The 25866-nt window shown below is 62.1% G+C and carries 17 protein-coding genes, 2 pseudogenes and 1 riboswitch; of the genes and pseudogenes, 8 read left to right on the top strand and 11 right to left on the bottom strand.

What is annotated here, in order from left to right:
• Nucleotides 1-52: 52 nt before the first annotated feature.
• A riboswitch (TPP riboswitch) is annotated at nucleotides 53-169 on the bottom strand.
• 190 nt (nucleotides 170-359) lie between these two features.
• Nucleotides 360-542: a Fic family protein gene (locus A6B35_RS37625; RefSeq protein WP_157999193.1), complete on the bottom strand. Its 183-nt coding sequence runs from the start codon at nucleotides 540-542 to the stop codon at nucleotides 360-362.
• A 777-nt stretch (nucleotides 543-1319) separates the two neighbouring features.
• Here A6B35_RS37625 and A6B35_RS34940 point away from each other — a divergent pair.
• From A6B35_RS34940 to A6B35_RS30925, 6 genes and pseudogenes are all read left to right on the top strand, one after another.
• A pseudogene (locus A6B35_RS34940) lies at nucleotides 1320-1557 on the top strand (ABC transporter permease); the annotation flags it as partial.
• A 124-nt stretch (nucleotides 1558-1681) separates the two neighbouring features.
• Nucleotides 1682-2545 (top strand): tyrosine-type recombinase/integrase, encoded by an 864-nt coding sequence (locus A6B35_RS30945; protein ID WP_006199609.1) that lies wholly within the window; start codon nucleotides 1682-1684, stop codon nucleotides 2543-2545.
• Nucleotides 2546-2549: 4 nt separating this feature from the next.
• Nucleotides 2550-3737: an IS91 family transposase gene (locus A6B35_RS30940; protein WP_040581808.1), complete on the top strand. Its 1188-nt coding sequence runs from the start codon at nucleotides 2550-2552 to the stop codon at nucleotides 3735-3737.
• A 348-nt stretch (nucleotides 3738-4085) separates the two neighbouring features.
• Complete coding sequence (locus A6B35_RS30935; RefSeq protein ID WP_040584131.1) at nucleotides 4086-5018, top strand: SMP-30/gluconolactonase/LRE family protein; 933 nt, start codon at nucleotides 4086-4088, stop codon at nucleotides 5016-5018.
• Nucleotides 5019-5518: 500 nt separating this feature from the next.
• Entirely contained in the window at nucleotides 5519-5869 is a 351-nt protein-coding gene (locus A6B35_RS30930) for a c-type cytochrome (RefSeq protein WP_040584132.1), read from the top strand.
• Between the two features lie 47 nt (nucleotides 5870-5916).
• Nucleotides 5917-7194 (top strand): molybdopterin molybdotransferase MoeA, encoded by a 1278-nt coding sequence (locus tag A6B35_RS30925; RefSeq protein ID WP_006206153.1) that lies wholly within the window; start codon nucleotides 5917-5919, stop codon nucleotides 7192-7194.
• 24 nt (nucleotides 7195-7218) lie between these two features.
• Here A6B35_RS30925 and A6B35_RS35880 read toward each other — a convergent pair whose 3' ends face one another.
• Entirely contained in the window at nucleotides 7219-7446 is a 228-nt protein-coding gene (locus A6B35_RS35880) for a hypothetical protein (RefSeq protein WP_085983187.1), read from the bottom strand.
• A 1198-nt stretch (nucleotides 7447-8644) separates the two neighbouring features.
• Here A6B35_RS35880 and A6B35_RS30900 point away from each other — a divergent pair.
• Both A6B35_RS30900 and A6B35_RS37620 read left to right on the top strand, forming a co-directional pair.
• Complete coding sequence (locus A6B35_RS30900; protein ID WP_244897189.1) at nucleotides 8645-16288, top strand: shikimate kinase; 7644 nt, start codon at nucleotides 8645-8647, stop codon at nucleotides 16286-16288.
• Between the two features lie 16 nt (nucleotides 16289-16304).
• A pseudogene (locus tag A6B35_RS37620) lies at nucleotides 16305-16539 on the top strand (hypothetical protein); the annotation flags it as partial.
• A gap of 178 nt (nucleotides 16540-16717) precedes the next feature.
• On the opposite strand, the gene A6B35_RS30890 reads toward A6B35_RS37620, so the two are convergent.
• The 9 genes from A6B35_RS30890 to hybE form a co-directional block, all read right to left on the bottom strand.
• Complete coding sequence (locus A6B35_RS30890) at nucleotides 16718-18403, bottom strand: enoyl-CoA hydratase-related protein (RefSeq protein WP_006206929.1); 1686 nt, start codon at nucleotides 18401-18403, stop codon at nucleotides 16718-16720.
• Nucleotides 18404-18412: 9 nt separating this feature from the next.
• Entirely contained in the window at nucleotides 18413-19495 is a 1083-nt protein-coding gene (gene hypE, locus A6B35_RS30885; protein ID WP_280517388.1) for a hydrogenase expression/formation protein HypE, read from the bottom strand.
• Entirely contained in the window at nucleotides 19476-20615 is a 1140-nt protein-coding gene (gene hypD / locus A6B35_RS30880; protein ID WP_006205708.1) for a hydrogenase formation protein HypD, read from the bottom strand. Before hypD ends, hypE begins: the two co-directional genes overlap by 20 nt.
• Complete coding sequence (locus A6B35_RS30875) at nucleotides 20612-20830, bottom strand: HypC/HybG/HupF family hydrogenase formation chaperone (RefSeq protein WP_006205709.1); 219 nt, start codon at nucleotides 20828-20830, stop codon at nucleotides 20612-20614. The genes hypD and A6B35_RS30875 overlap by 4 nt, the downstream gene beginning before the upstream one ends.
• The gene (hypF, locus tag A6B35_RS30870; protein ID WP_006205710.1) at nucleotides 20821-23091 is read right to left on the bottom strand and encodes a carbamoyltransferase HypF; all 2271 of its coding nucleotides are present in this window, start codon (nucleotides 23089-23091) and stop codon (nucleotides 20821-20823) included. The genes A6B35_RS30875 and hypF overlap by 10 nt, the downstream gene beginning before the upstream one ends.
• Before the next feature lie 3 nt (nucleotides 23092-23094).
• Nucleotides 23095-23997 carry a hydrogenase nickel incorporation protein HypB gene (gene hypB, locus A6B35_RS30865; RefSeq protein ID WP_006205711.1) on the bottom strand — a complete coding sequence of 301 codons (903 nt, stop codon included), beginning with the start codon at nucleotides 23995-23997 and terminating at the stop codon, nucleotides 23095-23097.
• Nucleotides 23997-24338 (bottom strand): hydrogenase maturation nickel metallochaperone HypA, encoded by a 342-nt coding sequence (hypA, locus tag A6B35_RS30860; protein WP_006205712.1) that lies wholly within the window; start codon nucleotides 24336-24338, stop codon nucleotides 23997-23999. The genes hypB and hypA overlap by 1 nt, the downstream gene beginning before the upstream one ends.
• A complete protein-coding gene (locus tag A6B35_RS30855; protein WP_244426082.1) occupies nucleotides 24331-25302 on the bottom strand; it encodes a nickel-dependent hydrogenase large subunit in 972 nt (323 codons plus the stop codon). Before A6B35_RS30855 ends, hypA begins: the two co-directional genes overlap by 8 nt.
• A 131-nt stretch (nucleotides 25303-25433) precedes the next feature.
• Nucleotides 25434-25862 carry a [NiFe]-hydrogenase assembly chaperone HybE gene (gene hybE, locus A6B35_RS30850; RefSeq protein WP_244426084.1) on the bottom strand — a complete coding sequence of 143 codons (429 nt, stop codon included), beginning with the start codon at nucleotides 25860-25862 and terminating at the stop codon, nucleotides 25434-25436.
• Nucleotides 25863-25866: the final 4 nt, after the last annotated feature.

The raw sequence follows: 25866 nt of genomic DNA, 5'->3' as shown, positions 1-25866 counted from the left end.
TGAAAAGACGCTTTGGTTGACCTGCCGAAAGAGGTCTTCGGGCGTGAACTCCCGCAAAGCGCTTGCACCGTCCCTACGCCAGTATGAACTGGATCAGGTTCAACGGGTCACTGCGCCGCGAGAGCCAGCAGTATCTCAGCCCCTTGCCGGGACTCCCCTGGTGAATGCGCTGAATTGAACTGGCTGGCGCCATGTTGTCAAGCGCGTTCGGCCCGGGGGCAGTGTCTCAGTCGTCTAATTGGTCCGACAGCGTCGATCACGGACATAAGCTGATTTGCAAGCATGGCGCGGATCATCCACTCCATCCACCAACGTCTTGCGTTCCATCGACGGCAGCGAGCGCATCTATGTAGCGGGTATTATCTTCCCCGATCTGCTTTGGGATCGTCGGGCGCCGGTAGAACATACCCAAGCTTCATGCTTAGGAGAGCGCAAGATAGAGATCTTGAAGTACGCCCATTGCCATCTGTAAATGGATGGGTCCACTTGAGGCGCCAACGCGCATCTCGGCCGAGGAACTCCGGCTTGGCTACCTGCGCCACATCTCGCCAGAAGCCCGGTATAGGCCGGGCCTTGGGAGGTCAAAGGGGAACACCGAAATCGGGAGGATCGAGCCCTTCGGCATCGCCAATTTTGCATCGCATTGCGACGGCGGCATGAAGCGACTTGAGTACCATCGTCCATGCGTTCCGCGATGGCGAACTCCTGTAGGGTCTAAAGAGTCCACACGGCCTAAGTCGTGGGCGAGCGCCGCGGTAATCCTCTCTGGAACCTAGATGACCCACACGATGCGCAAGCGACAGGGAGGTATGCCTACAATCGCAGTCTGTTGATCGCCGAGCAGTTCAATATCCTCGCTGCCCGACGGCCAGTCCGAAAGAGCCGGTCAAAGTGGCACGAATTTTGGCTTTCTCGGGTACAAGGCAGCGAAGGCTTCCTATTGTATGACCCGCATGGCTGAAATGAAGGAAAGTAGACAATATGATAGACCCAACAGGGTTCATTATGGGCATAGTTCCTCGCCTCAACGTAGGCTGGCGCGTAGAGCGAGAGTTCAATCACTGTCGGCCAACTTTCCTGCCGATGACGGTCGAGCGCGTTCTCGACGCCAGCCGCCCGCTCAAGCAGCGCGGCGTGGCATGATTTATGTCTCGCATCGTCTCGACGATATCTTCCGCATCGCCGACCGCGTCGCCGTGCTGCGCGACGGCAGGCTGGTCAACCAGAAGAAGGTCGCTGACACGAGGGCGGATGACCTGGTGGAAATGATCGTTGGCCGGCCAATCGATCGAAACCCGCGGCGAAATGGCGGCTTTGCCGTCGGGGCCCTTCTTGGCTCGACCACCATCAAGCCCGGGCGCGTCAATGTCTGGGCACGATGAACGGCATCATCATCCTTGCCGTTGGCACATTTCCTGCATCCAGCAGTTTGGCGGGCTCGTTCCTTGTCGCCCCCTGTTCAACGGCGTGGGGCTGCTCGTAGCCATCGGCATCGCTGGCTCAGCGCAAGCGCGCCGTCGCCCGCAAGGCTGGGCCCCTGCGCAATCTTCGAAGTGACCAATAGATCAATCCTGGATTGAACTAAGCCGCTAGTCGCGGCAATTGGTGCCCGCTTTGAGAGACGCCTCCTGTCTGAGAGGATTTGGGTGTTGCAAACCCATCCTTCAGACAGGAGATCCAGATGGCTGAGATGAGCCCTCTGCGTCGCCGGATGATCGAGGACATGACAGTCCGCAATCTATCTCCGGCCACGCAGCAATCCTACCTTTATGCAGTCGCAAAGTTTAGCCGCTATTTTGGCCGATCGCCCGATCGGCTGGGCCTTGACGATATCCATGCCTTCCAGGTTCACCTCGTGTCGAAGGGCATCTCCTGGTCGGGATTGAACCAGATCGTCTGCGCACTCCGGTTCCTCTATGGCGTAACGCTCGGTCAGGATACCATCCCGGAGCATATTCCGTATGCGCGCGAGCCTCGCCAGTTGCCGGTAGTTCTTTCCAGCGACGAGGTCGTCGAATTTTTGCAGGCTGTCTCCAGCTTGAAGGCGCGGGTAGCTCTGACAACAGCTTATGCCGCCGGTCTCAGGGTCTCGGAAGTCTGTGGTCTTCGCGCCAACGATATCGACAGCTCAAGGATGGTGATCCACATCACACGCGGCAAAGGCGGCAAAGCCCGCTACGTCATGCTGTCGCCGGAACTACTCGGGATCCTACGCAGCTATTGGCGCTTGGCGCGACCCAGGGACATTCTGTTTCCCGGGCGCGATTCTGACAAGCCGATCGAGCCGTGGGTGCTGCATTCCGCCTGTCGTTCGGCGGTTGCGGCTGCGGGCCTTTCCAAGCACGTCACCGTCCATACGCTGCGGCATTCCTTTGCCACTCATCTGCTCGAGAACGGGACCGATATTCGCATCATCCAGGTCCTGCTCGGACACGCCAACCTCTCGACGACAGCGCGCTATGCCCAGGTCTCCACCGACACGATCCGGTCGACGGCCAGTCCGCTCGATCGATTACGACTGGAGGTGACGCCGCCGGAATCGTAATCGGTTGCGCCCCACCTTCGAAGTCGCCGACATCTTTCGACGGCATGGGAGTTCCTACAGGCGTGAGAACGCCGGTCATCTGGGCCGCGGCGAGCGACGCGTCATGGGCGCGATCGAAGCTTGCCGGACACCCAGGCTCGGTGGTCACGTCGATGCCTGCGACGATTGCGGCAGGACCCGCATCTCCTATAATTCCTGCCGCAATCGCCATTGCCCGAAGTGTCAAGGCGCGGCCCGCAAGGAGTGGGTCGATGCACGCGTCGCCGATCTGTTGCCGGTCCCGTACTTTCATGTGGTCTTCACGCTACCACCTGGCATCGCCGAGATCGCCTTTCACAACAAGGCGGTCGTCTATGCATTGCTGATGCGGATCGCAGCCCAGACGCTGCAGGCCGTTGCCGCCGACCCCAAGCGGCTGGGCGCCGAGATCGGCATCGTCGCCGTGCTTCACACCTGGGGCCAGGCCATGACCCATCATCCCCATGTCCATTGCGTCGTGCCCGGCGGCGGTCTCTCGCCCGGCAGGTCAAGATGGGTCGCTTGCCGGCCGGGCTTCTTTCTGCCCGTGCGCGTGCTGTCGCGCCTGTTTCGGCGGCTCTTTCTGACTGCCCTTGCCGACGTCTTCGCTCACGGTGAACTCCGCTTCTCCAACGAACTCAGCCATCTCAACGACGCCGAGGCGTTCACCCGCCATCTCGCGCGTGCTCGCCGCGTCGAATGGGTTGTTTATTCGAAGCCACCGTTCGGCGGCCCTGACCAGGTGCTTGCCTATCTCGGCCGTTACACCCATCGTGTTGCCATCGCCAACAGCCGCATCGTCGAGGTCGATGACGGCCATGTTGCCTTCAGATGGAAGGATTACCGTGGCAATGGTCGGGACCGCGAGAAGATCATGCGCCTTGACCCGCGCGAGTTCATCCGGCGCTTTCTTCTTCACGTGCTTCCCGCCGGCTTCCACCGCATGCGTCACTTCGGCTTTCTCGCCAATAGTCACCGACGGGATCGGATCGGTCTCTGCAGGCAGCTCCTCGACCAGCCATCACCAGCAGGCGGGCAGCAGCAGGCCGGCAAATCACAGCACAGGCAGTCCTACGAATGCCCTGACTGCCGGCGTCCCATGCACAGGACAGGGATCACTGTTGCGCCTGTTTCGCCGCCCCGGCCATCATCTTTCTGGTGCGATACATCATGAACTCCGACAATCCGCACCCCCTCCGATATGCCCGCAAAACCAAGCGCCCCGCCTGCGCGCGACACCGCTTGGCCCTGGTCACACCGAAAGACCGACAGTGTGCATTGAGAGCGCAAAAATCGCCACCGATCGCCCGCCAAGCTGCTCGCGAAGGTCGCCGGATCAAGCCAAAATTCGGTCGTGCCACCGCTGCACGCGACGAATTCGCTATCGCCGTCAAACAGCGTGCCCTACTATCTCCATAACAGCGGCTAACAACCCGCGCCTTACTTCAATCCGGCTTATGTGAGGTCGCTCGAGCTCGCCGCGACGACCGATGCGACCTCACATAACCCTCCAGATTATGATATGAGCGACTATGAGATTCTGGACGATCGGTTCCAAAAGTTGACGATCGGGCATGCCAAGCTCGAACGGCTGTGGACTGGTAGCCGTTGGGCGGAAGGACCGGTCTATATCCCGGCCGCAAGGCATTTGCTGTGGTCGGACATCCCCAATGACCGGCTGCTGCGCTACGACGAAGGCGATGGCTCCGTTAGCGTCTTCGAGACGCAGTGCAACAGCCAGAACGGCCATACGCTCGATGCGGAAGGCCGCGTCGTGGCTTGCGAGCATAGCGCTCGACGCATTTCCCGGCTCGAGCATGATGGGCATTGGCGCTCCCTCATCGAAACCGTCAACGGCAAGCGGCTCAATTCGCCCAACGATGTGGTGGTAAAATCCGACGGAACGATCTGGTTCACCGACCCTGTCTACGGCATCGATAGCCACTACCAAGGCATGATTGCCAGACCAGAGATCGGCGGCTCCCATGTCTACCGGTTCGACGAGGCATCGGGAGCGGTGAGCGCCGTCATCACCGATCTGATTCAGCCCAACGGTCTGGCTTTCTCACCAGACGAGAGCATCCTCTATGTGTCGGATACCGGCGCAAGCCATGTTCAGGGGCTGCCGCGTGCGATCAAGATCTACGATGTCGCCGAGGACGGCCGCTCTCTGCGCCCGCGCGCTACCCTGGCCGAATGCGAGGCAGGATTCTTCGACGGGTTCCGCGTCGATCGCGATGGCAACATCTGGGCCTCCAGCGCCGATGCGGTTCGCGTCTACGCTCCGGACGGGACGCTAATCGGGCGTATCCTGGTTCCCGAAATCGTCTCCAACCTGTGCTTCGGCGGTCCGAAGCGCAACCGCCTCTACATCACTGCTCAGACGTCGCTCTATTCCATCTATGTCAACGCGCATCCCGCCGGTCTGGGCCCGGTGGCCGGCATCAGTCAGTGACTTGGCGCCGGTGCAAAGCCCCGCGGAAGTCGAGTTCCGGAAGGCCATGCAATTTTTCTGAACCCAAGGGAGGTACCAAGATGCAACGCAGAACATTCCAGAAATCTTCCGTCGCCCTGACGATCGCAATTACGGTACCGGCTCTGCTCTGCCGCCGGGCCAAAGGGACCCTGTTTTGCACGTCAAGCACTTCACAACGCAGGCCCGGTCTAGCAATGAGCGGGACCTTGGGCTGTTCGACTTCCTGAACCTCCGGCAGCGCAGCATGGTCGCATTTCGGACCTAGTGGGCACTTGGAGGCGGGGTTCATTCGCATCCTGTAGTGAAATCGCCGGCTTTTACGGTTGGCACAAGCGTTGCAGAGCTGTTTGCAACGGCATTTCGCCAAATGGGAGAAACGCATGAATCGCTGGAGCAAGCTGGGCGACATCGGCCGCCCTCAATGTCTAAGGAGAGGACGGGGGAGTTCCTACGTGAAATATCTGTTCGTTGGTGCCACAATGGTTTTGGCGTTACTACCTCCGGTTGTCCGGGCCCAGGATATCGAGGGCGGCAAGGCGGTTTTCAAAAAGTGCGCTGCTTGTCACAACGCTGATACCGAAGCGAACAAAGTCGGGCCATCCTTGAAAGGCGTCGTGGGCCGGACAGCAGGGACCGCCCTTGGCTATTCTTATTCGAAAGCCATGAAGGATATGGGCGCTGCGGGCCTCGTATGGGATGAGCCGAACCTGATGGAATATCTGGCCAACCCCAAGGCGAAAGTGCCGGCGAATAAAATGGGGTTCCCTGGCCTCAAGAATCCCGACGACGTCAAAAACGTCATCGCCTATCTCAAGAGTGTGTCAGGTTAGAAACATTAGGCCATGCGTTTTGAGCACAGCGCAAGGGAGGAGCGATCGTGTTTCACGCGCTTAAACCTGTTTTGAAAGCCGACTGTTCTGCCGGGCAGAGTGGCGAAGCTATCCCGTTCGAGACGGCGGTAGCCAAAGCCATCGCGCTCGCCAAACCTGTTCGATACAGGGAAACGGTTTCGCTTGCCGGAGCATTGGGGCGGGTTTGCGCGGCCGATATACACTCGCCCATTCCGCTGCCTCCGTTCGACAATTCGGCCATGGACGGGTTTGCCGTTCGAACGGCGGATTTCGAGAGGGAAGGGCCTTGGAGCTTCCCTGTGGCTGAACGGGTGGTCGCCGGCGACGTACGCGCTCTTGAGAACCTCGACCCACGAATTGCACTTCGAATATTCACGGGAGCACCCGTTCCGCCGAGCTTCGACGCTGTGGTCATGCAAGAGCACTGCGAGCAAATTGGCGATGTCGTGACGATATGCGAGCGGCCCCGTCGTGGCCGTCACATCCGTCTTGCTGGCGAGGACGTCGGCGTCGACATGGAACTGGTAAGGCGGGGCAGGGGCCTATCAGCTAGGGATCTAACCTTGTTGGCAGCGGTGGGGATCGTCGACGTCCAGGTGCTTCGAAAGATCCGGATAGGACTGCTCTCGACCGGAACCGAATTGAAAAACCCGGGTGAATCCCTCGAACACGGTCAGATTTACAACTCCAATCAGATCATGCTCAGTTCGTTGTTGGCGGGCTGTCCTTGGGCAGAGATCGTCGACTTCGGCATGGTCCCTGACAGGCTAGGTCTCCTCACGGACGTTGTCGCTCGCGCCGTCACGTCCTGTGACGCCTTGGTTACCAGAGGCGGGGTCTCGGCGGGCGAGGAAGACCATATGGTGGCGGCCGTTCAGGCTCATGGTGCCGACCTTGACGTCCTCAAGGTGGCGATGCGGCCGGGCAAGCCACTGAAAGTCGGAAGGATCGGGAACACGGTTTTTGCCGGGTTGCCGGGCAATCCGAACGCGGCGCTGATGGCGTTCCGGCAGATTGTCCTGCCCGCCCTGCGAAAGTTGGCCGGCCTTACAGAAACCCAGCCACAGTGGTTCTCGGCGGTGGCTGGCTTCAACCACAAAAAGGGGCAAGGCCGAACCGAGTTTGTGGCTGTCCGCATTTCCGGCCGCACCGAAACGGGTGAACCTGTGCTTGAGATGCTTGAACGTGGATCCCCGGCCAGTTTCATGGCCATTGCGCTGGCAGACGGGATTGCACTCCTGCCGCCTGAGGCCGCCGAAATCACAAACAGAATGCCGCTACGCTACGAGCCGTTTGGGACCTAGCATTTGGCGAGCCTGCAGGGAAGGTCAGCCTGCCCGCCGCAAATCCTGATGCCGCGCCCGAGCTGCGATGAGCAGGCAGGTCTCGTCGCTAAGTCCACCCTGGAAAAGTCGAACCAGGTCAGAGGCAATGTTCTCGGCTTCTGGAGAGCCTGGCTGGATATGGCTCTCTTGGCAAAGCTGGTCGAAAACCGACTTCAGACTTTCCAAGTCGCTCGGATAGAGGGCCGGGTCAAGGTTGAGACGATCACTCATCTGGGCCTCCCGCGGGCTGAGATCTTGAACGAAACAAAACGTGGCGACGAGGAACCCGCCGACAGGCGAAGATGACTCCGCCGAAAGGGATTGTCATCAAAAAAATCATCCACCCTGGATCGGTTGGCACGCTGCGTCGCCATGGCAAGAGCCACCCGAGACTGCGGCACAGACCGATTATTGCTCACGCGGCTATTCGCCTTCGTCTATCTAATCCTGAAAGCGGGCAATCGTGCCGCGCAAACGATCAGTTGCCACGCCTGGCAAGTCTCGGAATGGTGAATGCGGTGCATATTGCCGATCTTCGTCAACGCGTCTGCCTCTGCCGAATGCGAGGCGCGCCAGATTACGGACCGGGACATCCGATACGCTTGCTCTGGCTTGGCTGCGGTTAACATTTTTGCTGGGGCATTCGGAACAAAATCACGTGAGGGGCAGCACGACATCTTCTGCCAAGCCCCCAGCGCCATCACCGCCGGGGCGTTAAAGCCCGCGAGCCTACATCAGTAAAGGACCAGCGCATTGCAATGTCCTTGTCTCGGCGGGTGCAAGTCAGGTGTATGTCAGCAACGGAGGCTATGTGCAGGATCAAAGCGCGTCCTCGCCAAGGATGACCGCGCTATGGGCGAAAGATCGATGGTGTCGTCCGTCGTTGAGGGTGACCCTATTGGATGCATTGGAATGAGCGGAGCGAGGTTGCCGAGGGGCACGTGCGGTTTGTGTTGTCATGCCGCGAACGCGAAGCTTCCAATTAAGTGGTCATCGGAGATGGATAGTGACAGGCATTGGCCGAGGCGGGAAGTCGCATATTAGGGATTCGAGAGCCGACAACGCGCGGGGATCGAGCAGCTCGCGCCCGGAATCAGGTTTTGCCCCTGGAACAGGCAGCCCATCGTTCGCTTCCATCGTGGCTCGGATGCGCTCTGAGCCTCAACATGAAGGGACGTCCTCCGTTCGCAGTCCGCCGCTTGCCAATGATGCCGTTCGAGACAGGCCTGCCAGCTCCTCAGTTGCCCCCCCTGTGATCCCTGGGGCTTTGCCGCGTGCGGTTGGGCGTCGTCGTCCATCTTCCTGGCTGCTGGAGGATGACGCGCCAGCCCCAGAAGAAAGCCCCTGGCATTCCGACGGCGAGCCCTGGCGCGGCGATCAGGCCGCCGGAGGCTCGCAAGCAGATGGGCGCCCACCCCGTCGGCAAACCGTGTCCAACCTGAATGCAGGAGCAGGAAGGCGGCGTACCGATGATGTCTCGGCTCAAGGCAGCCAAAACGCAATCGCGCAAGAACAACTGAATGCCGCCTTGCATGAGATTAATGGCGCCCGCGGCATCGTTCGATTTTCAACTGCGGTGGTGCAGCATGATAAGGCGCTGCAAAGAGCGGACGGCCCGAACCACGCGATATTTCTGAAAAAGGCGGCCGTCCGGTTCACGCGTGAATTGCTCCCAAACTTGGAGCAAGATATCGACGCCTGGAAATCATGGGGGTATGCCACAACATGCAACGCAGTGAGCAGGGAGGCTGGAGGGCAGGAGGGTAAAGAAGCCTGCAGAGCCATGGCAGCTCGGGTGGCGCAGCTTGATCATGCGCTAATCAGCCAAGTCGACCCCAAGGCGCTTTCGCTCTTGTCATCATCGTTTGGCCGACATTTCCCGATAGCGGAATGCCGCAATGGCATGATCAGAATCGCCAAAGTCTGCCGCGACGACAGAAGCATACTTCAAGAACTCAACAGTCAGAGCCTGGCGCTGCTGGTGAACGGTTTCAGCAAGTGGCCGGAGGATTGTCATGGCGCCATAGTTGCAATCGCCCGTGAGGTCCATCACCGCGCCGACCAGCTCTCTCGATCTAAACCGCAGGAATTGTCGACGTTGGTGAACGGCCTCAGTAAATGGCCGCAAGAGGAGAACACGCGCCGAGCCGCGCTCGCAATCGCCCTTGAGGTCCTTCGCCGCACCAATCAGCTCTCTGGTTTTAATCCGCAGGAATTGGCGAACCTGGTGAACGGCTTCGCCAAATGGCCGGACGACTGTCGCCCCGCCATAGTTGCTATCGCCAACGAGATCATTCACCGCCCCGGCCGCCCCGATGCGCGGCTCGCTGCGTCTACTTCGCAAGGATTGGCGCACCTGGTAAACGGTTTCAGCAAGTGGCCGGAGGATTGTCGTGGCGCCATAGTTGCAATCGCCCGTGAGGTCGGCCGCCGCGCCGGTCGTGCCGATGTCCGGCTGTCTGATTTTACTCGGCAGGATCTGGCGACCCTGGTGAACGGTTTCAGCAAGTGGCCGCAGGACTGTCGCGGCGCCACAGTTGCAATCGCCCGTGAGGTCCATCACCGCGCCGACCAGCTGCCCCGTTTTAATGCGCAGGAATTGTCGACGTTGGTGAACGGCCTCAGTAAATGGCCGCAAGCGGAAGAGTGTCGCCAAGCCGCAGTCGTTATCGGCGGCGAGCTGCTTCGTCGCGACCGGCTCTCTGATTTCAGCATTCAGAATCTTGCGATCCTGCTGAACGGCTTGGCCAAATGGCCGCAGGACTGTCGCGGCGCCATAGTTGCGATCGCCGGTGAGGTCGGCCGCCACGCCGGTCATGCCGATGTCCCGCTGTCTGGTTTTGTTTCGCAGGATCTGGCAACCCTGGTGAATGGCATTAGCAAGTGGCCGGAAGAGGCTGAGTGTCGCAAGGCCATAGCCGCGATCGCCGGTGAGGTTAGTCGGCGCGCCGACCAGCTGTCTGGTTTTAGCCCGCAGGTTTTGGCGACGCTGGTAAACGGCTTCGGCAAGTGGCCGGAAGCGGGGGATTGTCGCCGCGCCACCGCCGAAATCGCCGCTGAGGTCCATCGCCGCGCCACTGCCGAAATCGCCGGTGAGGTCCATCACCGCGCCGACCAGCTGCCCGGTTTTAATGCGCAGGAATTGTCGACGTTGGTGAACGGCTTCAGTAAATGGCCGCAAGAGGAGAACACGCGTCACGCCGCGCTCGCGATCGCCGGTGAGGTGCTTCGCCGCGCTAACAAGCTATCTGGCATTACTCCCCAGAACCTGTCGAACCTTGTGAACGGTTTCAGCAAATGGCCGGAACAGGCGGATTGTCGCGAGGCAACAGGCGCGATCGCCAGGGAGGTCCGCCGCCGCGCCGGCCGGCTCTCTGGCTTTAATCCGCAGGACATGGCGAACCTGGTGAACGGTTTCAGCAAGTGGCCGCATGTGGAGAGCTCGCGCGATGCCACTGTCGTGATCGCCGATGAGGTCTGTCGCTGCGACGACCAGCTCTCTGGTTTCATTCCACAGGACTTGGCGACCTTGGTCAACGGCTTGAGCAAGTGGCCGGAAGAGGCGGAGTGTCGCGAGGCTATAGCCACGATCTCCGGTGAGGTCCTCCGCCGCGCCAACCAGCTCCCTGGTTTTAATCTGCAGAACCTGGCGAACCTGGTGAACGGCTTCAGCAAATGGCTCGACGGGACCCACTGTCGCGAAGCCACGGTCGCGATCGCCGGTGAGATGCTTCGCCGCGCCGACCAACTCTCTGAATTTACTCCCCAGGACATGGCGAACCTGTCAAACGGGTTCAGCAAGTGGCCGGAAGAGGCGGCGTGCCATCAGGCGATAATTGACATCGCGCACAGACTCGGCTCGGCAAGCCTCCGATTCGGAGTTTTTACCACAGCTGCGCTTGGCACTATCGCCAATGATTTGGCGCGGGGCGTCATGAAGGGAGAGGACGCCGGAGAGATTAATGAGACCGCTCTGCTGAAGGACCGGCTGCACAAGCTCGCCCACCACCTTCACTATGCCACTGATCGCCTGGAGCAGGCCAACGCTCTGACGATCACCAACATTTTCAAAGCGCTGGCGAAGGCCCGGCTGGTTGACGATCTCGGGTTGCTCGCACGCACGGGGTTGGATCGCCTTCAGGAACTGCATCGTGCGCCGGGATTTGCCGCCGAGAATAACCTGGAAACCGTGGGTAATCTCTGCGCCGCTCTGCTGCCGCTGGCGCGCAGCCCCCACAAGCAGCTGCGCTGGCACCGCAGGCAGGCACTCAACCTGCTCAACGATATCCAACCCGTTGTGGAGCAAAAGATCGAGGCGCACCTCAACGCAAGCGATGCCGAACGGGCCCGTGGACCGTGCTCGAGCCGTTGTCCCGCCCTGTCGATCTATCAAGTGTTGAAGACCCGTGCGGTCCTCGAGAGACTCTATAGACGCCCCTATGTCGAGGGCGACAGGTTCGTTTTGCGGAACAGGCAGCAGAAGTTGCAGCGGGAGACCAGAGGCATCCTGGGCCGCACCCGCGATCTTATCGAGCGCGATCTTTCCAACATGAGCTGGAACGTGATCGCGGAAATCGAGGCCGATAACCCGCTGGATGCGGTAGATTCATTCCTGGAGCAGAATGCGGCAACCGTCCACGCCCAGCATCCTGCATCGGTCTTCGACGTGCATCAGGTGTTGCGAACCATGGATCACGAGCCCAGACCGCCGCAGGGTGACGCGGGACTGATGCAGTTGCCGGTGGTGGACATGCAGGGGCGACCAGTGGCCACGGAGGCCGAGACACGATATTCGATTTTTCATCGCCTGACCTCGGGGGCGGTGAAGGTGGTCGCGGTGCAACTGCCAGGCAAGCCCAGCACATTCATGCTGACGCGCACGCTCACCGTCGAGGGTGTGCCGTACCGGATGGACCTGTTTGGCGGCAGCAAGTTGAAGCCGCCGAGATTGACGCTGGCGCAGATCGCGTCGCGTCAGCCAGGCGGGCGACTCGAGCCGTCCGGGGGGAAGCTGCTGGCCATTCCTTATAGTGACACGGCAGCGGGCACGGACTTCGAGAGGCTGTCGCGCGCCTGGGCTCCGTTCAAGGAGGCCTATTATTACACGCAGCGCCGGGGGTTTGCCGCGCCACCGGCCATCCAGGGTCTGGGGCCTCACGACTACGCCGTGGAAGGCGCCTTCAAACTGTCGCTGATGCCGGACCGCCCTGCCAATGAGCAGCATCCCTTCAAGCTGACTGGAAAGGCAGGACCGATCGCCTTGCGGCCGCATGACGGCTGCGGCTTCATCAAGGCCTCGCTGGCCGCGCTCATGCCAGCTGTTCGCCGGGCCGGTCCCCGGAATGGCCCCGATCGGATGGCTGCCTTTGGTGAGGGAAGGAGATCGTCCGTTCCTGCCTCGGCACTGCAACATTATCCGCGCAGCGAACTGGTGGCGGATGAGGCGCGCGAGAAGGCCAGGACCTGGCTCGAGAGCCAACAAGGGCGCGCGTTGACGTCCGAAGAGCTGTTTCGCACCGTGACGACCGGACATATCGACGGTCCCGGCGCGGTTGCCGTGCCGTCCGGTGATGGCCGCGTCCACGTGCCGACGCTCAAGAGCGAGACGTTGACGGGCAGGGATGGCGTGCTGATCGGCCGCTCGCCCTATGACAAGCCGAACCTGCGCCCGTTTGCCGCCGGGCAGGTCAGGTCGGCGGTTGACGGGGACCCGACGGCAGGGTTCCTGGATCAGTGCGTGGCCATCCAATACAGCTTCAATGTCGCCCAGAAGTCGGGGAAGAAATTGGCCGCCGCCGACCCGACCTTCTTTGCCAAGGGCATTCTGATCGTGGTCCCCGACGAGATGTGGCCGGCCGACTATGCCGACCGTGGGCTGGTGATGTCTGCCGAGGACGTCAAGTGCCATTCGAACTGGACCAAGGGCAAGGACCGGGTCACGGTGGACACGTCGCTCGACTGTGTCGGCATCCTGCAGGCGACGGAGGTGTTTGCTCCGGGGTCGCTGGTTGCCGTGCCGACCGGTGAACAGAAGAAGCTTGACGGCGACTTCGACGGCGACACCGTCATCATACTCGGCGACCGGCCGCGGCTTTATGAGCATGTGCGCGAGTTCGATCAAAAGGAGCAGGCGCGCGGCCTGCGCTCGCTCAAGCCGCCGAAGTCGCACACTCCGGCCATCGACGGCGAGCGTTACCAGTTCAGCCGCGCCAGCCAGATCCTCGCCGCCACGCAGAACGTCCTGGAAACCTATACCAGCCTGCAGCGCAACTTTCTGGCTCAGCCCCATGAGGCACGACAATGGTTTGCCGAGCGTGCCATCTTTGGCATCTACGAGGGCGTCAACCCCGAGCTCAGGCACGGCCTTCGTGAGCTGTTAGACCAGGAACAGGCGAGCCGGCAGGATATCCAGGACAAACTCGACACTGCGAGACACGAGATCGAGGTCGCCAGACATCCGGTCGCCCGCGAAATGGCCGCTCTGCTCATTTCCGCCCTTGAGGCATGGGCGGTCAAGCCGGATGAGCAACGCCGGCCCGAAACAGTCGAAAGCGTGAACGACGCTAACCCTGAGCTCAGTGCCGCGCTGTGCGCCCTGTTCCCGGATCTGGCCGAGGCCCACCCGGCAACTCCCCAGCCACGCGAGCTCGTCCAGCTTTTGCTCAACCACTGTCCTGCGCGCATCGATCCGCGCCCGGATGGCTACAATCCCGACGACCTCGTCGAAAGCGCAAACAATCTCCTGAGCCTCGGCGTCAAGGTCGGCACCGACGCCTATAAATCCGACACTGGTGCCCGCCTGTTCATGAAGAAGAGCGAGGAGCTGCAGCGGCTGCTGCATCAGACGCCGGGGTTGAAGGCCGTGCCCTACGTCAAGGGTCTGGCGGCGACCCTCAACCGGGGCGGGTTCGATGTCGATGCCACTTTGGGGGACCTGAAGGACAATCCCACGCTGGCGGCTTCAATCATGGAGACCTCGATCAAGCTCGCTGCGGAGCAGGGCATTTTGCCCAAACCGTCTGGCCTGCACCTTGGCACCGCGGACGGCGCAACGATGACGCTGAGCCGCGAGGAGGCATCCCGGCGCGCCAACATTGAGGCTACCCGCGCCAGGGAGGAAGAAGAGGCAATCACCGCGGCAGCGCTCGGCGTGGCCACCAGCCTGGCAACAGCCGGCATCCAGGTGAACATGCCTCATATGAAGCGCCGCTTGAAATCGGCAGCCTCCATGACAGCCCATCTCACCGGCATGAGCGCCCCGACCGGCAGCGATGTACAGCTGCTCAGCAGCGCCGTGCGCCATGTCTTCGAAGTTCCCGACCAGGATTTTACGCGCGCCTTCAAGACCGCCATGCTGGCCTTCGAGGAGCGCGGCTACACCGAGCTCCAGACCACCAACTGGTTCAGAACGCGGAATCCCAATTTTGTCGGCATCCAGAGCGTGCTCACCACGCCGGATGGTTACCGCTTCCAGCTGGAGTTCCACACGCCAGGCAGCTACCAGGCCAAGATTGACAATCACGATACCTACAAGGAGCTTTTCGCGCTTCAGCAGCAAGTAGGCGGGGATGGACTGGAAAAGGCCGGTGAACTCGTCCAGCGCGTGCGGGGAGCCTGCAAGCAAGTTGCGACCCCCGATGGCGCCATGGACGTCCCCCACTGGGGAGCCGAAGAGGGGGCAACGGGTAGAACCAGCCTCGCCAGCTTTGGGGTGCGCGCGGCCGAACAGCCAGGACCACCCCAGACCGCCAGGTCACCGGTCGCAAAGGAGATCTTTGCCGCCCTCAATGGACGGCCGGTCGTGCTCGTTGGCATGCCGAGTGCCGGCAAATCCAGCATCGGCCCGGCTCTCGCCAGGCGGCTGCGGCTGCCCTTCGTCGATACCGACAAGATAATCCAGAAGGACACCCGCATATCGATATCGCAGATCTTCGAAGTCCATGGCGAGGCGTTCTTCAGGGACATGGAGGCACGTGTGATCGCAGATCTGCTCCAGAAAGGCCCTGCCGTGATCGCGACCGGTGGCGGCGCGTTCATGCGTGAGCAGAGCCGTCACCTGATCGGCGAGAAGGCGGTCTCGATCTGGCTCGACACCAGGCTCGACGTGATCGAAAAACGCACCAGGAACGATACCAGCCGCCCGCTGCTGCAAGGCCCCAACCCGGAGCAGAAGATCGCCAGATTGTTGAGCGAGCGCAGGCCGTTTTATGCACAAGCCGATATCACCGTCGTCCCACCCCACCAACAAGATAGAAAGAACGTCGATCCATGCGTGAGCGCCCTGCACGCCCACCTGTGCCCCGAGGCGGGCGCGGACCGCGGCCCTGCCAGACAGGAAGCCGATCGGATACATGTGCCAGGAGCGCAAACTGTCACCGGTGAGCCCACCTCCACGGCGCGGGAGCCGGACGGGCGCATTCTTCCCACCCCTCACGCTCGAGTTGCCCAGACGGATGAACCGGCCTCTGGCTCGGGCAGCGCACCGCAGGATCGGCTGGCGCTCGGCCCCACCCATTGGCTGACCGACGCCCATATCACTGCGGATTACGGGCTCCTGGGCCAGGAGTTGCAGGGACGTTCTCCGGATCTGGCTGCCCGGACGCGCCTCGTGGATCCCCTCATATCATATCAACTGCGCTTGATCCCCGAGCGCGATGCACTCGGCGAATTCCAGCGCATAGTCCATAATCAGAATGAGGAGGATACGGCCGACTTCCTGTTCCTGCCAGTGAACGATGGCCGTGCTGGCGTTCCTGATAGTGGCAGCCACTGGTCGCTGCTGCTCGTTGATCGCCGCGACCGGGAAAACCCGGTCGGCTATCACTACGACTCGCTGGGAGAGTACCACCGCCCCATTGCAACGGAGTTCGCAGCAAGGCTGGGCGCCAGCCTGCGGCCAGTGCGCATGGCCAAACAGCAGAACGGTCATGATTGCGGCGTCTTCATGCTGGAGGCCACGCGGGAGCTGGCTCGACGGTTGGCGCAAGAACCGCGGCTGCGGCGCGAGTCCCTGCACCTCGACAATCTGGTCGCCGATCGCCAGGCACTCCAGGAGCGGCTCGCGCGAATTTGATGACGCGCTCGGGCTGATGGAGTTGGCTGGGGGCGCTCTCGCCGGCTGGGAATTGGATGCTTCGAAGGATCGGCATGCTGTTGCTCGCCGAGAGCGGGCGTACCGGCGAAGTTCGATATGTCGGAGAGATATCCTCCGATAGTGCGTCAGTACGCCGCCTCATCCGCAAGCTCGGACGCCCGGGTGTACGATTGAGATTTTGCTATGAGGCTGGACCCACCGGATACGGTCTGAAGCGGGAGATCGAAGCGGGCGTTCAACGTGCCGACGTGCGCCAGCTCGAGTTCGCCTTCGATACGGGCCTTCTTGGGGCCAGTGCACACAGCGGGGCTGCAGAAGCGTTCCTGTGGCACTGCGTTACCTGCCGGCTTGCCATACATCTTGACCAGCATTCGTCACCAACGATGAGAACGGTGGCGTGCGGATTTGTCATCGCCTGTTCATCCCGCGGTCAGCGCTGGCCCTTTTGTCGCGATGGACGGCAAGGGTAACCGGCGTGCGCGACTTGGGCGTCTTGTGGATGAAGTTGTGACGCGCGATGTGATAGCTGGGATCGAATCCGTAGAAGTTGTTTCGCATCCGCTGCAATTCCTCGACACGATAGGCAGCCAGCGGCTTTATCGCCTCGTCCCGGGCACGACGCAGCCGCTTTGCGGCGATTCGAGCGGCAATGTCGGGCGATCCCGCCAAGGCGGCGGCCTTGCGATGAATTTCCTCGCGGGCGATTTCCATCTCGCCGGGCAGGCGGCACGTGGCGAGTCCCAGTTCGAGCGCTTCATCGATGCCCATCGGCAGCCGCGCCTGGGTTACACGCCTGGCACGCTCGTCGCCGACGCGGGCTGGCAGCAGGTAGGTCCAGTATTCCGAGCCGTAGAGATTGCCCATGTCCTTGTAGTGCGGGTTGAGAACAACACCTTCGCGCATCCAGATCTCGTCGGCGGCAAGCGACAGGAAGACGCCGCCCGCACCGGCATTACCGAGCACGGCGGCGATCACCAGACAATCGTTGCAATCGATGATTTCGCGCACGAGATCGTTCATTGCGTTGATGTTGCGCCAAGATTCGTACGCGGCGCTCTCGGCGTTTTCGATGATGCCAAGGTGGATACCGTTCGACCAGCAATCCGCATCGCCTTCCAGCACCATCACCGGCAGCGCACGCGCCTTCGCTTCGACGATCGTTTCGCGCAGCGCAGCGCAATCCTCGGACGACATCGCACCATTGTAGAACTGGAATTCGAGGAAACCCACGCCGTTCTCCTCATGATAGCGGCAGGGGTGGGGGCCATCGATCACCGGCAGATGGCCCGCCTCGATTTCGAGAAGATGAAGCGCCGGCAGCTTCAATTTGCTTGCTCCCGGCTGACGAAGATGGCCGATCCAGAGCGCGCCTTCACGGAAGGCCATTGCCACAGCCCGCCCCGAGCTGCCGATCAGCATGCCCGGTCGTTCGGAAAGTCCCGCCGCGACCGCCGCATCGAAGACCAGGAACGGTTGTCCGGCGATCGTCATCAGCGCGCCGGGATCACCGTCCGACGCGTCGATGATCCTGAGTGCTTCTTCGGCGGTATGGAGCATCGGGTCGATGGTGCGGTCGGCTTTGCGGCAGGCGGGCCGGGTGGAGCCCTTGCCCCAGTTTTGTGGCAGCTGAGCGCCCATCTGCCCCCCGATGCGGCCGATCGCCTCCAGGACACAGCCGACTGCCGCTTCCGTCACTTCATGGCGGTAAAGGCTGGATTTTCGTGTCCGGCGCGTCGGAAATTCGCGCCACGCCCAGACCGGCCCCGCATCCATATCCTCGCGCGCCTCGATCAAAGTCACGCCCCACACGGCTTCCCCAAAGAGGATCGCCCAGTCGAGCGCGCTCGGTCCCTTGTCGCCCCGGATGCCGGGATGGACGATCAGACAAAGCGTCTTGCGCCAGATATCCGCCGGAATCGGCCGCTTCAGGAACGGCGCGATCACCAGATCGGGGCAGAAGAGCGCGACTGCCTCCCGCGTCAGGTCGTCATGGATATCGAGCTCGACCGACACGTCATGCCCGGCTCTGCGCAAATCCACATGCAGGCGCTGGGACAGAGAATTGAAGCTATGGCAGAGGAGCAGGATGCGCATCGGCACTCCTCAGCAGATTCTGGGAAGCTGTTCGCCGGACAGCCAGTCAACGATGCGTCCGCCGCCGAACGACGTTGCCATTTGCACGAAGCAATCGTCGTCCGCCACGACATGGCCGACCAGCGCCGCTTCCCTGCCAAGCGGGTGAGCCCGCATGACGGCGAGCATTGCATCAGCGGCTTCGGGCGCCACGACTGCGACGAGCTTGCCCTCGTTGGCGACATTCAGCGGATCGAGGCCGAGGAATTCGCAGGCCGCAGCCACCTCGGGCTTGATCGGAATGGCCTCCTCATCGATACGAAAACCAACCTTCGACGCATTGGCGATCTCGTTCAGCGTCGCTGCAAGGCCGCCGCGGGTCGGATCGCGCATCAGCCTGATCGCGGCTCCGGCAGCCTCGACCATGCCGGCCACCAGACCATGCAGTGCGGCGGAATCCGAGACGATACCTGTGTCGAATTCGAGGTTCTCTCGCTTCGACATCACCGCGACGCCGTGATCGCCGATCGAGCCGGACACGATAACCACATCGCCCGGACGGGCAGCATCGGAGCGGAGATCGAGCCCGGCTGGAACCATGCCAACGCCGGCGGTGGAGATGAACACGCCGTCGGCCTTGCCGCGTTCGACCACTTTCGTATCGCCGGTGATGATCGGCACGCCCGTCTCGCGCGACGCGTCACCCATGGTTTCGGCGATGCGGTCGAGATCGGTTAGCGGAAAGCCTTCCTCGATGATGAAGCTCGCCGAAAGATAAAGCGGCACCGCGCCCGCCATCGCGATATCGTTGATCGTGCCGTACACGGCTAGCGAGCCGATAGTGCCGCCCGGGAAGAACAGCGGCGAAACAACGTAGCCGTCGGTGGTCATCACCATACGGCCGCCCGGCACCATGAAGGCCGACTGGTCGTTGCCGGCCCGCAACCATTCATTGTCGAAAGCCTTGTGGAATATGTCCTCGATCAATTGGCCCATGGCGCGACCGCCGGCCCCGTGGGACAGGTCGACGCGGCCATTTTTGAGGTCGAGCTTGCGCCTGTTGGCTTTTATCATAACGTCGTTTGACGGACCTTCATTCAAAGGCTTTGGCATGCTCGCGCAAGCGGCCGTAGGTCCAATGGGCGGCACAGGCACCCTCGGGAGAGACCATGCAGGATCCCATCGGCGTGTCCGGCGTGCAAACGGTGCCGAACAAACTGCAGTTGGCCGGCTTCTTGACGCCGCGCAGGATCGCGCCGCATTCGCAGGCCGGGTTGTCCTTCGCGGCCGTCGTCACCATCGAGAAGCGCTTTTCGGCGTCGTGTTCGGCATATTGCGGCCTGAGCCGCAGCGCGCCATAAGGCACTTCTCCGAGCCCGCGCCATTCGAAGCTCTCGCGAAGTTCGAAGAAATTGGCGACCTGGGCCTGCGCCTTCTCGTTGCCGAACCTCGTGACGGCGCGGATATACTGGTTCTCGACCTCATGGCGGCCGTCGTTCACCTGCCGGACCAGCATCAGGATCGCCTGGATGACATCGAGCGGTTCGAAACCCGCCACCACGACCGGTTGCTGGAATTCCTCGGCGAAAAATTCGTAGGGCTCGGTGCCGATCACGATGCTGACATGGGCAGGGCCGATGAAACCGTCGATCTTGACCGTGCCCAGTTTGCGGACATCCGGGCTTTCGAGAATATTCTGGATCGCCGCCGGTGTCAGCACGTGGTTGCAGAAGATCGAGAAATTCCTGAGCTCTTTGGCAATCGCGACCCTGAGCGCCAGCGCTGTCGGCGGCGCCGTGGTTTCGAAGCCGATGGCGAAGAACACCACTTCCCGATCCGGCTCGGCTTCGGCGATCCGTAGCGCATCCAGTGTCGAATAGACCATGCGGATATCGGCGCCGGCGGCCCTGGCCTTGAGCAGGCTCGATTCGTTCGAGCCCGGCACGCGCATCAGGTCACCATAGGTGCAAAGCGTGATCTCCGGCCGCATGGCAAGCGCGATTGCCGCATCGATGCGGCCGATCGGCAGCACGCAGACGGGACAGCCAGGACCATGGATCATCTGCACATTTTGCGGCAGAAGGTCTTCAAGGCCATAGCGGGAAATCGCATGCGTGTGGCCGCCGCAGAATTCCATGAAATGATAGGAACGCGCCGGATCGGCAAGCGCGGCGATTTGGCGGGCGATTTCCTTGGCGAGCCTGCCGTCGCGATGTTCGTCGATATATTTCATGCCAAGGCAGCTTCGCGGATCAGGGCCAGTGTCCTTTCCGCCTCTTGCGGATCGATCTTGCCCAGGGCGTAGCCGACATGCAGCACGACATAGTCGCCCGCCTTGACGTCCTCGACAAGCGCGGTCGAAATGATCTTCGAGACGCCGTCGAGTGTCACCTTCGCCATGTTGTCTGGCAGCACGTCCTTTACCTTGACCGGTATGGCTAGGCACATTTCGGGTTGTCCACCTGGCCTCTATCGTTCTTGATGACTTGCCTTGCGAAGGCGGCCTGGCCAAGCGCAATGCCGCCGTCATTGGCGGGAATCATCCGCGGCAAAAGTGGCTCCAGGCCAAGATTGCGCAAGGCGTTCGCAAGGCCTTCAGCGAGGACGCGGTTCATGATGCAGCCGCCGCCGAGCATGATCTTGCTCGTGCCGGCTTGCGACGCCCCGCACGCCGCCCAATCGGCAAGACCGGCGATCAGCGTGCCATGGAACAGGTTAGAGGCGCTGACGCCGCACAGATGCCGCTCGGCCAGATGAACGATCAGCGGCCGGAAATCGAGCATGCCGTCGACAAAGCTGTAGCCTTCGGGAAGACAGTGCGGGCTCTCAGCCAGAGCCTCGAACTCCATCGCCGCCTGTCCCTCGTAGCTCTGCACGAGGCGCACTCCGCTGACCGCAGCTGCCGCATCGAAGAGCCTTCCCAGGCTCGACGTCCGGCCCGGCTGCATGCCACACGCGAACATGGCTTCGAGATGCGCGACGCCGGGATGTCCCGGCCAGAGCTTTGGTGCAAGATCGATGCGGTCTGCGGCCCGCAGCGCGGCGACCCCCATGCGCCAGGGTTCGCGCGCAGCACGATCGCCGCCCGGCAGCGGCAGCGGCGAAAGCGAGCTCAGCCGATGCCAGCGGTATCCGTCGACCATCAGCATCTCGCCGCCCCAGCTGCCGCCATCGGCGCCATAGCCATGCCCGTCGAGCGACAACCCGAGAACTGGCCCGGTGACGTGATGCTCGACGACGACAGCGGCAATATGGGCAAGGTGGTGCTGGACCGCAACGAGCGGCAGGCCCAGGCTCTCAGCCATCCGCACTGACCGGAAATCGGGATGCAGATCGCAGGCGGCATGGTCCGGCCTGATATCGAGAATGGAACTAAGATGCGCGACCGTCTCCTGCTGGAAGCGGATCGCTTCGGTATTGTCGAGGCCGCCGATATGCTGCGACAGGAACGCCTCCCGGCCGCGCGTGATGCAGACCGTGTTCTTGAGATCGGCGCCGGTGGCGATCACGCACGGACCGTCCTCGCCGAGATCGAGAGGCTCCGGCACGAAACCGCGTGCCCGCCTCAGGAAACTTGGAGCACCATCGATCACCTGCATGACCGAATCGTCGGCGCGAACGGCGATATCGCGATTGTGCGTGACGATGAGATCGGCAATCCCGGCAAGCCGGCGTTCGGCATCGTCATTGCTGGCCACCACCGGTTCGCCGCCCGGATTGGCGCTGGTTGCGATCAGCGCGGCGGGGCCATCTTGCGGACGCTGGGCAAGTGCGTCAAACAGCAGATGATGCAGCGGCGAATGGGCAAGCATCAGGCCAATCCGCTTGAGTCCGGGTGCGATGAGGTTGGAAAGCCCATCAAGACCCTTCACCAGCACGATCGGGCCGGCGGCGGACATGAGCAGCGCTTCTTCGACCCCCGTCAGATCCGCAAGAAGCCGCGCCGCCTCGATATCCCGCACCATGACGGCCAACGGCTTTTGGTGGCGCGCCTTACGCAACCTGAGAAGGCGGATGGCGGCATCGTTGCGCGCATCGCACAGCAGGTGGAAGCCGCCTATCCCCTTGAGCGCGACGATTTTGCCTTTCAGCAACCGTGCAGCAATCTCCCCGACGGGGTGACTGAGTTGCGGACCGCAGGCCGGACAGGCGACGGGTTGTGCATGGAAGCGCCGGCTTTCGGGGTCGGCATAGTCGGCGCGGCAGGACGGACACATCGGAAAGGCGGCCATCGAGGTCTGCCGACGGTCATAGGGCAGGGCGCCGGTGATGGTGAAGCGCGGGCCACAATGGGTGCAATTGACGAAGGGATAGCCGAAGAAGCGGCTCTGCGGATCGGTCAGCTCCCGCCGGCATTCGGCGCAAGTTGCGGCATCGGCGCCGATGCGCGTCGCGCCGTGTCCGCCGACGCTTTCAAGTATCTTGAAGAGTTCTCCGCCGGCTGCGTCCATCTCCAGCACGTCGACGGAGTCTATTCGTGCCAAGGGCGGCGCCTGCATGCGCACAGCTTCGGCGAACCGGCCTGCACAAGTGCCTTCGACCTCGATCAGCACGCCGGCGCTGTCGTTAAGCACGAAGCCCGTCAGGCGCATCGTCCGCGCCAGCCGGTAGACGAACGGACGGAAACCGACGCCCTGCACGCAACCGCGCACCCGCAGCCGCAGCCGCTGGACCGGATCCTCTACTGCCGATGCCTGGCCGCGTGCCATGGGTCAGGCCACCTTGGCGCGCCTCGCCAGCGTTGCGGCCGAGGCCTCCAGCCACGCGCAGAAGGACTCCATGCCTTGACCGCTGCGGGCGGAGACGACCAGCGTCCGCAGCCGCGGATTGACGCGCAGCGCATTGGCGATGCAGAGCCCGACATTGAAATCGAGATGCGGAAGCAGGTCCGACTTGTTGAGGATCATCAGATCGGAGGCGGCAAAGATGTCCGGATATTTGAGCGGCTTGTCTTCGCCCTCGGTAACCGACAGCACCACCACCTTGTGGGCCTCGCCGAGATCGAAGGCCGCCGGACAAACCAGGTTGCCGACATTCTCGATGAGCAGGATCGAGCCCGGCTCAGGCGCCAGGTCTTGCCTCGCGTGGCCAACCATGTGGGCATCTAGGTGGCAGCCCTTGCCAGTATTGATCTGGATGGCGCGGGCGCCGGCTTCGCGGATGCGGGCGGCGTCGTTGGACGTCTGCTGGTCACCCTCGATGACATTGATCACCACACGATCCCTGAGTTCGCGGATGGCGCGGACCAAAAGGCTCGTCTTTCCGGAGCCGGGGCTCGAGACGATATTCAACGCGAAAATACCGTTCTGCACGAAGAAGGCCCGATTTTCGGCGGCATAGCCGTCGTTCTTGGAGAGAATATCCTTTTCCACTTGGATAATACGCTCCCGGCTCATGCCCGGCACATGCACGCCGGCAATGCGCTTGCCGCAGTGGACGCTGCCGTCCTCGGCGTGGTGGTGGTCATGCTGATCCGGGAAATGGTGGGCATCATGATCGTGATGATGGTGGTGATGATCGTGATCGTCACTACGCGCGCCGGCATGGCCAGGAGCCTCGGCCCTGCTCTTGTCCCCTTCAATCGCTGCCGTTGCGCAGCCGCATACCGTACACATCAGATGACCTCCACGTCCTTGATCTTCAATTCGTCGCCCGCCGTCATCTGCACCCGAAGCCGGCCGCAGTCCGGACAGGCTCCGAACCGCTCCTCGAGCGCCACCGTCTTTGTGCAATCGAGGCACCAGCCTTCGCCAGCGATGCGATTGATCTCAAGTGCCGCGTTTTCCGCGATCGTGCCATGCCGTACCGCTTCGTAGCAGAACACCAGCGCATCCGGACTGACATGGCTCAAGACTCCGACATCAAGACGAACGGACTTGACCGTGCTCGCGCCGTTCTGCCGCGCCGTCTCGCAGACGATCTCGATCACACTCTCCATCAACGACATCTCATGCATAAGCAGCCTCGCGAACGCCGATCTCGAACGCAACGCAGGGATCAAACAACGTGGCCAGCCTGGATACCGACCGGGCGGCCGACTCTCCCACGCCGATCCGCGATGACAGCAGGGTTTCGACGAATGGACCTGCCGGATGAAAATTCCATTCGGTCGGAGCGAGTATGCGGTAGGCGCAAAGATGCCCGTCCATGCCGATCTCGGCCAGGTGGTAGAGCCTGCCGCGCGCGCACTCCACGGCACCATAGCCGCCGGCGCCGGGCGTCGGTCCGCCGCCCATCAGTGAGGAACACGCATCCGTGTCCTGCTGGTCGAGATTAGAGAGCTGCTGCAGGCAAAGGCGAACGTCGTTAATGCGCGCCAGGAAGCGCTCGGCCAGATGCGGGCCTTCGGGCATGCCGGCGCTGCTTAGCCGGGCATAGGCCCCGGTCTCGACCACACGGCCGGCCAGATACGGCAGGCTGGCATAACCCGCCTCACGGCTGAGATGGGCGATAACCTCTGCATCGTCCGCAACCGTCAGCGGGTTGGGCCGCCGGCTGACGAAAATCCGGTCACGATCGATATTGCCGAGGATTGCTGCGTAGGCTGTATCCCGCGGCGGCTGACCTTCACCGTCGGGAATGCCAAGGGCGGCAGCCGCAGCGGAAAGCCGCGCCGCTGGTTCGGCCACGAATGCGCATTTGGCGATCTTTGCCTTCGCACCAGCAATAATCGCCTGCGAAGCGGCCAGCGCCTCGCGCAGATATTTGCCTGCCAAGGCGACGATGGCGGCGGGTAGCGGCAAAGGCCAGTGCAGGATCAGTGCTCTCAATGTCTCGAAGATACGCTCCGCAAGCAATTTGGCGGTGGCAGCGAACCGCTCCTCGCCGCGCATCGGCAGGTCAGCCGCATTCAGCACCGCAAGCCGCGCTGCCACTGATTGCGCAACACCACAGAGCGAAAAAACCTGACCGGCAAGCACTGGCGCCTCTTCGGGGCGGCGGCCGACGAACAGGCGTGCCAGTCCCTGCGGGCGGTTGGACTTTATCTCCACGCAACAGGCCAGCGCCCGCGACACCGTCACGTCGATCCGGATCGAGCCCGCACCGAAGGTCATTGCGCCAACTTCTGCTGCTTGCGGAAATTCCCCCTCAGCAGGTCGCGGCGTTTGACGTTGGTCGACGGGACCGACGCCGGCGTAAGTGCAGCCGGGTCGAAGAAGGCGCGGACGGCCTCCACCGCGGTCTCCAGCGTTGCTTCCATCGTCCCAAACGCGAAGACCGGCGAAAACAGCGAGCAGGAAGCGACCCGGCCGATCGCATCGAGCTCACCGGCGATGAACTCGACCTCGGCTACGGGGAGACCGATGCGGACGGTCGTTCCTACGGCAACCGGAGCCGATTGCACACTACCGGGAATATCTGCCGCCACCAGGTTCATGAACCACGGCGTTGTAATGATCCCGAGGGCTCTCTCGCCATAAATCCGGAAGCCGGTCGCCTTGATGCGAAGGGCGGGATTGCAGCGCGGCACGTCCTGCATGGCG

It is taken from the genome of Mesorhizobium amorphae CCNWGS0123 (assembly GCF_001686985.1).
Classification (GTDB): Bacteria; Pseudomonadota; Alphaproteobacteria; order Rhizobiales; family Rhizobiaceae; genus Mesorhizobium; species Mesorhizobium amorphae.
The sequence above is the reverse complement of the archived record's forward strand: the minus strand, read 5'-3'. Positions and strand labels throughout refer to the sequence as shown.